Genomic DNA, 13545 nt, shown 5'->3' on the forward strand with positions numbered 1-13545 from the left:
AACAAGACCAGCGCAGAGAACCACGCGCATCGAAAATTTGCGGGACGCTCATTTATTGTGCGACGCACGCGGAATAGGCAGTAAATTGTGAGGTACTATTTTGCCGACTTCGTCGGCGTGCCGGCCCGCGGATCGGTGCTATCAACCGGGTCCAATTTCTAACGAACGGACCGCTTCATGCCGACCATTTCGGTGATCACCGAACCTGCCCTCTCGTCGCTGCGGAAGGTAATCAGCACCCTGAAGGCGGCGACCGTGGTCTCCGCGGCGGCGATCCTGTCTCAGGGCAAAAGCGACCTCGACGCGAATGCGGCGGCAGCGTTCGGTCATTTCGAGGATGTCTCACGGCAACTTCATATGTTCCGAAAGAGCGTCCTTGAGGACGCGCTGATACCGACCAAAGACAACGCTGTCACTGTGGATGTCGATATCGATGCCCTCGATCACGCCGTCGACGATATCGATCTACAGATCGCACAAACCAAAGGCGCACTCCACGCAGTCGTGGAGAGCTCTGATCGCAGCGGGCTCGAGGCCTTTGCCGAGCGCATCGGCGAACTCGGCCGCGCGCTGTTAGGTATGGTCACCCTCATCGCGCCATCGGCCGCACACGGCGATACACCGTTCCTGTTCGATCAGTTCTTCCTGGAGTCGCTGCAGGAACTCTCGCAACGCGACTGGAGCGCGACCTGATCGCAGATGGCAGACGGCCGAGATCGCTTACGCCTCGGCCTTTTCCGGCATCATCGGCTGCGGCACCGTGCCCTCGCCCGGCTTCATCCAGAAATTATAGGTCATCAGATGCCACGGCCCCGTGGCAGGCTGACCATCAGGCATGAAGGCATCGCTGCGCTTCTCGACGGTGGCGATCAGATCGTCCTTCACGCCGAACACGACATCGGAGTCGAGATATTCGTCGCCCTCGATGAAGACGTGAGTGATCAGCGGTTCATAGCCGGGAGCCGCGACGAGAAAGTGCACATGCGCCGGACGCATTGGATGACGTCTCGTTTTCAGCACAAGATCTCCGGCCGGACCATCGGTCGGGATCGGATAGCTGCAGGGCAGAATGCTGCGGAAGAACAGCCGGCCATCACTGTCGGTGATGAAGCGCGCGCGCGACGAAGGGCCCTGCGTGGCATAGCTAGCTTTCTGCGAGTCGTAGAAACCGTCATCATCGGCATGCCAGATGTCAACCGGCACGCCCGTCAGCGGCTTGCCGTCGAGATCGGTGACGCGGCTCTGCACGAACATGCGCTCACCCGTGAGGCCCGGAGAGATATCAGCGCCATGCGCCATGACGGGATGCTCGCCGACATAGAACGGTCCGAGTACCGTCGTCTGTGTGGCCCCCTCACGCTCCCTGTGGTTGACGGCATCGACCAGCATCGAGACGCCCAGCACGTCAGAGAGCAAGATGAACTCCTGCCGGATCGGCGTGCATTTCTGGCCAGTGCGGGTCAGGAAGTCGATTGCCACTTCCCATTCACCGAAGGTGAGATCGGTCCTGCGAACATAGTCGTGCAATGACGTCACGAGTTCTTGCAGCAGGAATTTCGTGCGCGGATCGGACGTCTTGTCGAAACTCTGGATGACGGCCGCAGTGAGTTCAGTGTCATTGAATTGGGTCATAATTCCATCCTGAGCAACACGACGCGATTGCATCTTTAACGATACACCAAACAGAGCTTCACGTAAGCTCGCCACGCTACAAACCCATATGGACAACCGCTGATTTTCATCCATAGAAACGAGCCGCGTCCACACATCGGAGTGATGTTGCAATGCCGTCGTCCCAAAGCCTGAGCCCTTCGTCTGCGTCACCCGAACAGGTCGGCATGTCGACCATGGCACTGGCCCGCGTCGAAGCGCATCTCAAACAGCGCTATGTCGATGCCGGCCGCTTGCCCGGCACACGGCTGCTGGTCTATCGCCGCGGCGAAATCGTGCACAGCACGGCGCAGGGCTTTGCCGATGTGGAGCGCAAAGCCCCCGTCAAGGACGATACGATCTTCCGCATCTATTCGATGACCAAGCCGATCACGACAGTCGCCTTCATGATGCTGGTGGAGGAAGGACGTGTCGCGCTCGATGAACCCGTTCATAAATATATTCCGGAATGGGCAAATCTCGGCGTATTTCAGGCTGGCGTGACGGCACCATTCCTAACGAAGCCACCGGCCCGTCCGATGCAGATCATCGACCTGCTGCGGCACACATCCGGACTCACTTACGGATTCCAGCAGCGTACCAATGTCGATGCAGCCTATCGTGCGCTCAAGATCGGCGAGGTTGAAAAATCCGGTACGCTGACGTCAATGATTTCAGATCTCGCCAAAATCCCTCTGGAGTTCTCGCCAGGCGACGCGTGGAATTATTCGGTCTCGACCGATGTGGTCGGCTATCTCATCGAGAAGATCGCCGGGAAACCGTTCGAACAGTTTCTGCAGCAGCGCATCTTCAATCCGCTCGGCATGACTGATACCAGCTTCTTTGTGCCTTCCGACAAGGCGCATCGCTTCGCTGCCTGCTACGCAGCCGATGGCAAGGGCGGCCTCACTTTGCAGGACGATCCCGCGACGAGTTCATTCTTGTCCCCGCCCTCGATGATCTCCGGCGGCGGCGGCCTGTGTTCGACAACTGCTGACTATCTCACCTTCTGCCGCGCACTGCTCAATGGCGGCGCGCTTGGCGACGTGCGCTTGCTGTCCCCAAAGACCATCACATTGATGACCAGCAACCATCTCCCCGGCGGCCGCGATCTCACCGAAATGTCGAAGTCGATGTTTAGCGAAGCGAGCTATGCCGGCATCGGCTTCGGACTCGGATTTTCGGTGACGATGAATCCGGCCAAGACCATGATCCCCGGCAGCGCCGGTGAGTATGCATGGGGCGGCGCGGCGAGCACGGCATTCTGGATAGATCCGGCCGAACAGCTGATCGCAATCTTTATGACGCAGCTGTTGCCATCGAGCGCCTATCCGATCCGGCGCGAGCTGCGTACCATGATCTACTCCGCGATTACCGACAGCAATGTTTAGTAACGAACGGTATGATCAATATTGCTCAGTCGGTGCGCGCCACCAGGCACCGGTCGCGCTCAGCACGAATCAAATGAAATTCTCTCTCAGTGAGAATTTGGAATGAAACTTCCGGTGCGCATGGGACGTAGCAACAACCACCCACGGAATTGTGATATTACGTCGGTGCTACACAGGAGATCGTAAAGTGCGAAATTGCAGCTGGAAATCGCATGGAATGCTGCATGCCAGAGATTTGCAGCTTACGAATGCGAACGACTCTCAGTTATCCTGCGTGCGTCAGGCAAGTCACATGTGTATAGCATGATGACCAACTTGTACTTTCGCTTCCGCTGCAAGGCCCGTATCGATAGAAATTGAGTTCCGGTATTCGTTGGAAGTTTTGCAAGCAGTGCGAAGTAGCAACGGAATACCGCAAGGTTTTTTGTACGATTGGATGACCCTCGCGATTACGTGTCGTATCAATTCGAGTATCGCGACGATTTCAGCCATCCCAATCGTCATGACGATGTGTATAACAGAGATGCCTTTGAAAGTTAGCTTTAAGGGCTCTCGGGCTAAGAAGCTCTAACCAAGAAAATATAACCAAACTCCCTTATTCAAACAAACTGAATGGTGACGAATGAAGCAACGTAGCGCCGGCAAACCCGACATTGAGATGGGCAAGAGGATCCGTCTGCGTCGTGTTGAGCAGAAAATTTCGCAGGCGGATTTAGGCGAAAAGCTGGGCGTCAGCTTCCAGCAGGTTCAGAAGTACGAAAAGGGTGTCAATCGCGTTGGCGCAGCGCGTCTTCAGCAGATTGCGACGGCGCTCGATGTGCCGGTCACCTTCTTCTACGATGGCGATGGCAAGAGCCGCGAAGTGGAAAGCTTGCTGTTTCTCGATAGCGCTTTCAGCCTCCGCTTGCTTCGTGCGTACAGCCGCATCAAGAGCCAGACGGTCCAGCGCCAGATGGTCGTCCTGATGGAAGCGATTGCCGACGAAGAGAAGTAATCGTCGCATGGCCGCCGGAGCGACCCGGCCGCCGATCGGCTCGATTTCAATCCCCCCTCGACACGAAAAGAACTCGCCGTAACCGCGGCGAGATTTTTGCAGGTCTGCACCTAGCGGTGGCACAGTTGTTGCTGGAATATTCGTGAACCTCAGGGGGAGCGAACCATGTCTACAGCTACGATTACCGCCGTCGAACCAATCCGCAAGCCTCTCTATCAGTCGCTCTTCGTGCAGGTGCTTGTCGCCCTGCTGCTCGGCATCGTCCTTGGCATCGCCGTGCCGGACTTCGCCGTCGGCCTGAAGGTCTTCAGCGACGCCTTCCTCAAACTCATCTCCATGATTGTGGCCCCCATCGTGTTCTGTGTGGTGGTGCATGGCATTGCGGGTGCCGGCGACCTCAAGAAGGTCGGCAGGGTTGGCGTCAAGGCGCTGATCTATTTCGAGGCCATGACCACGCTGGCGCTCGTTGTCGGCCTGGTGCTGGCCTATCTGTTCGGCCCGGGCCACGGCATGAACATCAATCCGGCCTCGCTCGACGGCAAGGCACTCACGACGGTCGCAGACAACGCTCATAAGCTGCAGGGCGGCGGCATCGGCAGCTTCCTGCTCAACATCATTCCGACCACCTCGTTCGACGCTCTGGCGCGCAATGACGTCCTGCAGGTGCTGTTCTTCGCCATCCTGTTCGGCACCAGCCTGGCGCTCGTCGGCGGCGAGAAGGGCGAGCGGATTTCGAGCTTCATCGAAGCCGTATCGACCGTTCTGTTCCGCGCCATGGGATTGATCGTTCGCCTCGCCCCGATCGGCGTGCTCGGCGCCGTCGCCTATACGGTCGGACGCTACGGCGTCGGATCGCTGAAGCAACTCGTCTCGCTGGTGGTGCTGTTCTACGTCTCTGTCGCGATCTTCGTCTTTGGCGTGCTCGGCGGTGTGATGGCGCTCGCCGGGCTCAACATCATCAAATTCCTGAACTACCTGCGCGAGGAACTCACCATCGTGCTCGCCACCGCGTCATCGGATGCGGTGCTGCCCCAGGTCATGCGCAAACTCGAACGGCTCGGCGTCAAGGACAATGTGGTCGGCCTCGTGATCCCGACCGGATATTCGTTCAATCTCGACGCGTTCTCGATCTATCTGACGCTGGCCGTCGTGTTCATCGCGCAGGCCACCAATACGCCGCTGTCCTTCGGCGACCTCATGCTGGTGCTGGGCGTCTCGCTGGTGACGTCGAAGGGCGCCCACGGCGTACCGGGCTCAGCGATCGTGATCCTTGCCGCGACGCTGAATGCCGTGCCGAGCATTCCCGCCATCGGCCTCGTGCTGGTGCTGTCGGTAGACTGGTTCATCGGCATGGCCCGCGCGCTTGGCAACCTGATCGGCAACTGCGTTGCCACCGTCGTGGTCGGCGCATGGGAAGGCGATCTCGACCATGCCAAGGCGAAGCGTGTGTTGGATGGTGAAGAGCTCGTGGATGTAACGGCCGGCTAATTGCCTTCGGGACAAAAAAGAAGCGGCCCGAAGGCCGCTTCTCGATATCAGAACGAATGCTTCAAGCTTACGCCGGCGTGAGGATCGCGCGGCCGACCAGCTTGCCGTCTTTCAGGTCGTTCAGAGCGGCATTGGCTTTTGCGAGCGGCATCGGGCTCGTCGGGATCGGCTGCACCTTCTTGGTGCGCACCAGCTCCAGCAGCTCCTTGGTCTCGCGGAGATTGCCGACATAGCTGCCCTGGATGGTGAGTGCCTTCATGGCGATCAGAGGCAGCGCCCAGGTGGCGCCGCCACCGAACAGACCGACCATGATCAGCTTGCCGCCCTTGGAGAGCACATCAAAGCCGAGCTGCGTCGTCGACGGAGTGCCGACCAGATCGATCACCGACAGGATCGGCTGACCGGCGGCCTTGGCAAGCTGCTCGAGCGCGTCGGGCGCATTGCCGTCCACGGCCGCCAGAGCGCCGGCCTTGATCGCCGCCTCGCGCTTTCGCGCATCGATATCGACAACGATGGCGCCCATGCCGCCCATCGCCTTCAACAGTTCAAGCGCCATCAGGCCGAGGCCGCCAGCGCCGAAGATCACGATCGGATTGCCAAGATCGCTCTCGATCTTCTTCAGCGCACTATAGGTGGTGACGCCCGAGCAGGCGTAAGGCGCGGCGATGACCGGATCCATGCCCTTGAGGTCGATCAGGTAGCGCGGATGCGGCACCAGGAGGTGATCCGAATAACCGCCGTCGCAATGTACGCCGAGGCAGCGCGGCGCGAGGCAGAGATTCTCGTCACCGGCGAGACAGACCGCACATTTGCCGCAGCCGATCCATGGATAGGCCAATGCGATATCGCCAATCTTGACGCCGCCGGCTTCCTGCTGCGCATCCGGACCGAAGGCGATGACTTCGCCGACAGTCTCGTGACCCATGGTGCGCGGCAGCGTGATGCCGCGATCCTTCAGCGACAGCTTCTTGCGGCCGTGGCCGAGTTCATAACCGCCTTCCCAGATGTGCAGGTCGCTATGGCAGACGCCAGCAGCCTTCACGCGGATTAGCACCTGCGTGCCGGTCGGCTGCGGGGTCTGCTCATCGACCTCGCCGAGCGGTTCGTTGAATTCGAGAACCTTGAAGCTCTTCATTGTGTTTTCTCTCCCGGTTGAAGTTTCTTGTTATCCGCAGGATGGGTCGAGCGAAGCGAAACCCATCGCATAGAACCCGATCATGATGGGTTTCGCGACGACGCTCTACCCATCCTGCAGGGTCTCAGCCATGCGTTGCGCTTGCGCTCCTGATTGCTTCCCACACCTTGATGGGCGACAGCGGCGTATTGAGCTGCGTGATGCCCAGTGGTTGCAGCGCATCCAGCACGCCATTGACGATGCAGGGCGGACCACCGATCGCGCCGGATTCGCCGCAGCCCTTCGAGCCGATCGGGTTGGTGACGCAGGGTGCCGAGCCGTCCAATGTCACTGACAGGGGTGGCAGGTCACCCGCGCGCGGAATGCAATAGTCCTGATAGCTGGCCGTGATGAGCTGGCCATCCTCGTCGTAATGAACGTTCTCGAACAGCGCCTGGCCGATGCCCTGCGCCACGCCGCCGTGGATCTGGCCGGTCACCAGCATCGGATTCACCGCCACGCCGACATCGTCGACCGTGGTGTAACGAACGACATTGGTGATGCCGGTCTCCGGATCGATCTCGACCTCGCAGATATGCGTTCCGTTCGGCCAGGTCGGGCCGTCCGCCACGCCGGTGGACTCGACGCTGAGCTGTTCACCGTCTTCGGCCTTCGCGATCTCGAACAGGCCAACGCGCTTGTCGGTGCCGACGACGGTGAGGAAACCCGCGGAATACTCGATGTCCTCCACCGAAGCTTCGAGCATGTTGGCCGCCTTCTCGCGCGCCTTGGCGATCATGTCGGCGGCCGACACCACCGCGGCAGTGCCGCCAACGAACAGCGAACGCGAACCGACACTGCCCATGCCGACGATGACGTCGGTATCGCCCTGGATCACATCGATCTTGTCGATGCCAATGCCAAGGGCTTCAGAGACGAGCTGCGAATAGGCGGTCTGCAGGCCCTGCCCCATCGCCATGGTGCCGGAATGCAGGATGACGCGGCCATTGGCCATGGCGCGCAGGCGAACCTTCTCCGTGGTGCCCGGACCGCCGGTCCATTCGATATAGCTGGTGAGCCCGCGGCCGTAGAGCAGACCCTTCTTCTTCGCCGCCTTCTTGCGCGCGGCGAAGCCGTCCCAATCCGACAGTTCGGTGGCACGGTCGAGCATGTGCGCGAAGGCGCCACTGTCATAGGTCTGGCCAACGGCGTTCTTATAGGGAAATTGCGTCGGCTTGATGTAGTTGACCTTGCGGATCGCGCGCGGGTCCATGCCCATCTGCCGTGCGGCGGCGTCCATCAAACGCTCGATGATGAAAACGGCTTCCGGACGCCCGGCACCACGATAGGCGCCCACGGGTGCGGTGTTCGTGATGACCGCCTTGATGTCGTAATGCACGTTCTGCAGGTCGTAGACGCCGGTCTGCACGAACGGCCCCAGCACCAGCGGAATGATGACAGCGGTGGCCGACATATAGGCACCGGTGCCGCCGATCGAACGGACGCGATAGGCCAAGATCCGACCCTTGGCATCGAGCGCGAGCTCTGCCGTCGAGGTCAGATCGCGGCCATGAGTCCCGCCGACAAATTCATCGGTGCGATCGCCGCGCCAGCGGATCGTCTTGTTGAGCTTCACAGCCACATAGGCGACGACACCGTCTTCGGGATACAGGCTCGTCTTCTGACCGAACCCGCCGCCGATATCGCCCACCACCACGCGGATCGATTCCTTCGGACGCTTGAGCACCGCGTCGGCAAGGATATCGCGGGTCGATGCCGGGGTCTGCGACTGCACGTACAGGGTCAGCTTGCCGGACTTCTTGTCGACTTCAGCGATGGTCGAGCGCGGCTCCATGGCCGATGGCACGAGACGCTGACTCACGATGTCCAGCGACACCGTATGCTTGGCAGCGGCAAAAGCAGCCTCCACCTTGGCAGGATCGCCATAGCTGGTGGCCGCGACAATATTGTCCGGTGCATCCGGCCAGACCACCGCCGCGCCGGGCTTCATCGCCTCGACGGGATCGACCACCGCCGGCAGGACATCATAGCTGATGTCGATCGCTTCGGCCGCGAGCTGGGCAGCGGCGCGCGACGTGGCGACGATCGCCGCCACTGCTTCGCCGGCGAACCGCACGACTTCATGCGCGAGCAGCCGGCGCGGCGGAAAGGTCGCCGCGGAACCGTCAGGACGCTTGAAGATCGGCAGCGTCGGCAGCGTGCCGACATCGTCGGCCACGAGATCCGCGCCGGTATAGATCGCCTCGACACCGGGCATCGCCCTGGCGGCGGCCACGTCAATCGCGGTGATCTTCGCATGGGCATGCGGCGAGCGCAGCAGATGCAGCCACAGCGCGCCGTCTTCCGGCTTGTCGTCGATGAATTTGCCCTGCCCGGTGAGAAGTCTTTGATCTTCAAGGCGCTTGGGAGAAAGACCGGCGCCGAAGCGCAGATTGCCGGGCAGAATGTTCATCAGACGTCCTTCAATGGCGAGCCTTACGGGCGGGCTGTATGGTTTCTAGCCCAGAAAGACCGCGTGAGCCAACAGGCCAGCCGCACAAGGCTGAGCGACAGAATGTGCATGAGCGCTGCTCGTTTGCGCGTCTGGCGGCAACGACATCGATCAGCCGACATCCTGCAAAACGGCCTCGATCACCTTGCGCTCGTCGGCGGTCAAAGCCGGCTGCGGCGCCACGGGGTCGCCGACCTCGTAGCCCTGGATCGCGAGGCCCGTCTTGATGCAGGCCGCCAGATTATAGCGCGCAAAGGCCTCGTTGAGACGCCACATCCGCCGCTGCAAGACCATGGCCTCGTCCCAGCGATGCGCCTTGCAGAGATTGTAGAGTTCGACGCTCTGCTTCGGCACGACGCAGGCGGGGCCTGCCATCCAGCCGACGCCACCGATCAGCATGACAGCTGACGGAATATGCGCCGAGGCGGCAAACACTTTCAGTCTGTCGCCACAGCGGTTGATGATCGACAACAGCCGGCCGGTATTGGTGGAGGCATCCTTGATATACTGGATGCGCGGATGTTCGGCGAGCCGCGCCACGACATCGAGCGTCAGATCCGAACGCTGGAATTGCGGATTGGTATAGATCACCACGGGAATATCGACGGCATCCGCGATGGCACGGAAGTAGGATTCGATCTGCGCATCCTTGAGCGGAAAATACGCTTCGAGAATGGCCAAGATGCCGTTGGCACCGAGCTTCTGATACGATTTCGCCTGCGCCACTGCATCGACCGTCGAGGTCGAGGCCACGCCCGCCACCACCGGCACGCGCCCGCTTGCCGCCTCGATCGTGGCCTGCACCACCGTCCTGCGCTGCTCGCGATTGAGATAGGCGAATTCGCCGGTCGAGCCGAGCGGCGTCAGACCATGCACGCCCGCGCTGATGAGATCGCCGCACAGGCGGCCCAGCACATCGGTGCGGATACGCCCCTCATCGTCGGCGGGCGAGACCAGATAGGGAAATACGCCGTGAAAATCTGCCATCGCATCAGGCCTTCGGCTGGAAATTTTCGATCACGCGCAGCAACACGCGCGCGCCGACCTCGACATCCGCATCGTCCACATGCTCGGCGGGATTGTGGCTGATGCCGCCGCGACAGCGTACGAACAGCATCGCCACATCGGCAATATCGGTCATCGCCATGCCATCGTGGCCGGCGCCGCTCGGCAGCTCGAAAGCGCGATAACCCTCGGCAGTAATTGCATCGGCGAACTGCTTCTGCAGCCAGGGCGCACACGGCACCGTGCGATTCTCATGGGTGATATTGATCTGCAGATCGAGCTTGCGCGCTTTGGCGATCGACTCGATCTCGCGCACCATGTCGGTGATGGCGAGCTTGCGATAGGAATCCTTCGGCGATCGGATATCCATGGTGAACGATACCAGCCCGGGAATGACATTGGTCGCCCCCGGCATCGCATTGATATAACCCACGGTGCCGACAAGGCCGCCGCGGTCCGACTGGCAGAACTCCTCGATCGCAACGATACATTCGGCAGCGCCCACCAATGCATCGCGTCGCATCGCCATCGGCACCGTGCCGGCATGACCGGCCATGCCGTGCAATTCGACAGCGAGACGCGTCGCACCCGAAATGGCAGTCACGACACCCACCGGAAGCTTCTGTGCTTCGAGCACGGGCCCCTGCTCGATATGCAGTTCGAGATAGGCGAGCAATTCGCCGGGCGCGCGCGCTGCGGCGCCGACGTGATCGGGATCGAGGCCGAAGGTGATCATCGCCTCGCGCATCGAGATACCCGCTTTGTCGCGGCCGCCGAGCACACTCTCGACAAAAGTCCCGGCCACCGCACGGCTGCCGAGCAGCGTCGACGCAAAGCGCACACCCTCCTCGTCAGCGAAGGCGGCGATCTCGATGGCGAAGGGCAAACGAAGGCCACGGCGGTTGAGGTCGCCGACGCAGGAAATCGCCGTGATGATCCCGAGCGGTCCGTCCCAGCGGCCTGCATCGCGCACGGTGTCGTAATGGGAGCCGAGCATCAGGCACGGCAGACCGGGCTGGTCGCCTTCATAGCGTCCGCAGACATTGCCGATCGCATCGATGCGCGCCCGCATACCGGCTGCCTGCATCCAGCCGATGATCAGTTCGGCGGCCGCACGATGTTCCGGTGTAAGGAATATTCGCGTGATGTTGTCCGGCGCTTCCGAAATAGCAGCCAGCGCGTTGATGCGTTCGACGATCTCGCCGCCGAGCGATTGGCCGGAAGCTCCGACGACTTTCTCTTCCATCGCAATCATGCTTCTTTGTTCAGGCCGTAGGCCCGGCTGGGACTTGAATGATCCAGGTCGTAAATATTAGTGCGGCCAGCGGGCCAAAGCGAATCCGCGCTTGGCCTCGCGGGAAGCTAGCAGATTTTGATGCCCGGACGACAGGAGCCCCCTGATGCCAAAGCAAGACTCGTCGAGTAGGGATGAGGCCCTTCTCAGGCTTTCTTTCGACGCTGCACGCAAAGCCGTGGAGCGCGGCAACCATCCGTTCGGCGCGATCCTGGTCGATGCGCACGGCAAGGTCCTGATGGAAGCCGGTAACGCCTTCATGCCGTCCCATGACGGCACCGCCCATGCAGAGCGGCTGCTGTGCAGCGAAGCCTCGATTGCCTATGACGAGACCGAGCTGAAGACCTTCACGCTGTATTCCTCGGCAGAACCCTGCGCCATGTGCGCCGGCGCGATCTACTGGGTCGGCATTGGACGGCTGGTTTATGGGCTCGGCGAAGCAAGGCTCAAGGCGATCACCGGCGACCACCCGGAAAATCCCACACTGGATCTGCCTTGCCGCAATGTCTTTGCTGCCGGGCAGAAGAGCATCGAGGTCGTCGGACCGCTGCTCGAAGACGAGGCAGCCGCGCAACACGAAAATTTCTGGGCACAACAGGGCTAGTCATGTCGACATGAAAACGACGCCGCGATTCACGCAGCGTCGTTTTCGTATTGAAGTCAGCTCAGATCAGAACTTGACGGTGACGCCGGAATAGAGCGAGTCCTCGCGGCACGATCCCGGCGCAAACGTGGTGCACGGCAGGCTGGCATTCTCATCCAAGCCGAACTTGTTCCGCCAGAGCCGATAGGCCACCCACACGTCGACATTGTGAGTGTATTTCGGTCCCCAGATCGCCTTGCTGGCGTCGAAGGTCAGACGGATCGGTTCGGCGTTGATCTCCATCTTGGTTGCCGTGCCGATGATCTGGCCGTTCTCCGAACCTTTCGGCCCGTAGAAGCCGGCGCGGCCGCTGATCGCGAAATAGTCCATGCTCGGGGGCAGGAAGCCGAGATCCATGTAGTAGTTGAGTTCGACGGCCCAGGTCGGGTTGAACTGGCGGTTGCCGTCGATGTTACAGGAGACGCCGGGAATCTGGCCGGGAGCGCCGGCATAGCCGCACTGCGTGAACGTGCTGCGATTGGCGAATTCGTAGTAGAACAACGGATTGACGTTGAAGAAGCCCTTGTAAGGCAGGTCGAAAGCGAATTGCAGACCGGTCACGACGTCGCGCTTGGATGCGGAGAAGAACCGATTTTCAGTGCTGCCATCCGCACCGATGACGAACGACACGTTGCGCAGCGGCCCCATCGAGAAGGCCTTAGTGTTGAAGACCTCGTTGAAGCCGATCGTGCTACGGATCAGGCCGTAGATTTCTGTTGCGCCTTCGCAGCCCGTGATCGGACGCAGCGGATCGGCGCACGGATTAGCCGGGCTGCTCTTGCCCGCCTTCTCGAGGCCGATGTTGAAGAAGTTGGTGCCGTAGGTCCACACGTCGAAGTGGGTGAAGGCGAAGACCTGCTTGGTGGTCTTGGCGGTGACGCCGGGATCGACCGCCCCCCACTGATAGGCATAGGTGAAGCGGTTATCGATCAACAGGAAGAACGGAAGATCTGGGATCGGCTTTGCCTTGACCGGCATGGCCGCCATGTCGGCGGCGCTTGCCGAGCCTGTCGGCACCATGGCTGTTAGCGACAGCAACGTCGCGGCTGCGATTGCGCGGAAACGATTGGCCATTGGAATTACCCCCACCTGTTGACAATGATTGCGTGCCTCTCGCGAGAGAGTTGTTGCAATCAGTCCGGGTGAGAAGCCTCAACTTTTTCCAATAGTTGCCACGGATTTCATCAGGGATGCCCAGTGAAATCAGTATTTTATGCTTGAAGCATCCTGTTTTCGGGATGGTGAAATGACACCATGCGAGCGCGTGCAAGACACGCGCTTAGGGGCTGTAAAGATTGGTATTTTGCGACGTTCTGTCGCAGGTTTCCGAGCGAAGCTCCGATGATGAATTCACGCCGTGATTCCGTGTTTGCACCGCAAGAAAATCACTGCCCAACTTCTCAACACACGAGAAAATCCGGATCCCGAATTCGTTGGACGTGTACCAGAACTGC

11 protein-coding genes are annotated in these 13545 nt (G+C 60.5%); 5 read left to right on the forward strand and 6 right to left on the reverse strand.

Going from position 1 to position 13545, the window contains the following annotated elements; translation table 11 throughout:
- The first annotated feature begins 177 nt into the window (after window positions 1-177).
- A complete protein-coding gene (locus AB7828_RS12465) occupies window positions 178-693 on the forward strand; it encodes a hypothetical protein (RefSeq protein ID WP_441230286.1) in 516 nt (171 codons plus the stop codon).
- Window positions 694-720: 27 nt separating this feature from the next.
- Here the strand turns inward: AB7828_RS12465 and AB7828_RS12470 are convergent, their stop codons facing one another.
- Entirely contained in the window at window positions 721-1632 is a 912-nt protein-coding gene (locus tag AB7828_RS12470) for a dioxygenase family protein (RefSeq protein WP_441230287.1), read from the reverse strand.
- Between the two features lie 152 nt (window positions 1633-1784).
- Here AB7828_RS12470 and AB7828_RS12475 point away from each other — a divergent pair, with 152 nt between their 5' ends.
- The 3 genes from AB7828_RS12475 (at window position 1785) to AB7828_RS12485 (ending at window position 5523) form a co-directional block, all read left to right on the forward strand.
- A complete protein-coding gene (locus AB7828_RS12475; protein ID WP_441230288.1) occupies window positions 1785-3041 on the forward strand; it encodes a serine hydrolase domain-containing protein in 1257 nt (418 codons plus the stop codon).
- A 622-nt stretch (window positions 3042-3663) separates the two neighbouring features.
- Window positions 3664-4035, forward strand: coding sequence for a helix-turn-helix domain-containing protein (locus AB7828_RS12480; RefSeq protein WP_089265251.1), 372 nt, complete (start codon window positions 3664-3666; stop codon window positions 4033-4035).
- A gap of 165 nt (window positions 4036-4200) precedes the next feature.
- A complete protein-coding gene (locus tag AB7828_RS12485; RefSeq protein WP_089265252.1) occupies window positions 4201-5523 on the forward strand; it encodes a dicarboxylate/amino acid:cation symporter in 1323 nt (440 codons plus the stop codon).
- A gap of 67 nt (window positions 5524-5590) precedes the next feature.
- Here AB7828_RS12485 and AB7828_RS12490 read toward each other — a convergent pair whose 3' ends face one another.
- The 4 genes from AB7828_RS12490 to AB7828_RS12505 all read right to left on the reverse strand — a co-directional run bounded on the left by AB7828_RS12490 (window position 5591) and on the right by AB7828_RS12505 (window position 11409).
- Window positions 5591-6658, reverse strand: a complete 1068-nt coding sequence (locus AB7828_RS12490) for an alcohol dehydrogenase (protein ID WP_441230289.1) — start codon at window positions 6656-6658, stop codon at window positions 5591-5593.
- 124 nt (window positions 6659-6782) lie between these two features.
- Entirely contained in the window at window positions 6783-9110 is a 2328-nt protein-coding gene (locus AB7828_RS12495; protein WP_441230290.1) for a xanthine dehydrogenase family protein molybdopterin-binding subunit, read from the reverse strand.
- A gap of 150 nt (window positions 9111-9260) precedes the next feature.
- Window positions 9261-10136, reverse strand: a complete 876-nt coding sequence (locus AB7828_RS12500) for a dihydrodipicolinate synthase family protein (RefSeq protein ID WP_441230291.1) — start codon at window positions 10134-10136, stop codon at window positions 9261-9263.
- Between the two features lie 4 nt (window positions 10137-10140).
- Window positions 10141-11409 (reverse strand): allantoate amidohydrolase, encoded by a 1269-nt coding sequence (locus AB7828_RS12505; RefSeq protein WP_441230292.1) that lies wholly within the window; start codon window positions 11407-11409, stop codon window positions 10141-10143.
- Window positions 11410-11554: 145 nt separating this feature from the next.
- On the opposite strand from AB7828_RS12505, the gene AB7828_RS12510 reads away from it, so the two are divergent.
- Window positions 11555-12052 (forward strand): nucleoside deaminase, encoded by a 498-nt coding sequence (locus AB7828_RS12510; protein WP_441230293.1) that lies wholly within the window; start codon window positions 11555-11557, stop codon window positions 12050-12052.
- Between the two features lie 66 nt (window positions 12053-12118).
- Here the strand turns inward: AB7828_RS12510 and AB7828_RS12515 are convergent, their stop codons facing one another.
- A complete protein-coding gene (locus AB7828_RS12515; protein WP_439072534.1) occupies window positions 12119-13165 on the reverse strand; it encodes a hypothetical protein in 1047 nt (348 codons plus the stop codon).
- Window positions 13166-13545: the final 380 nt, after the last annotated feature.

The sequence above is a fragment of the Tardiphaga sp. 215_C5_N2_1 genome (assembly GCF_052076055.1).
GTDB classification, from domain to species: Bacteria; Pseudomonadota; Alphaproteobacteria; order Rhizobiales; family Xanthobacteraceae; genus Tardiphaga; species Tardiphaga robiniae.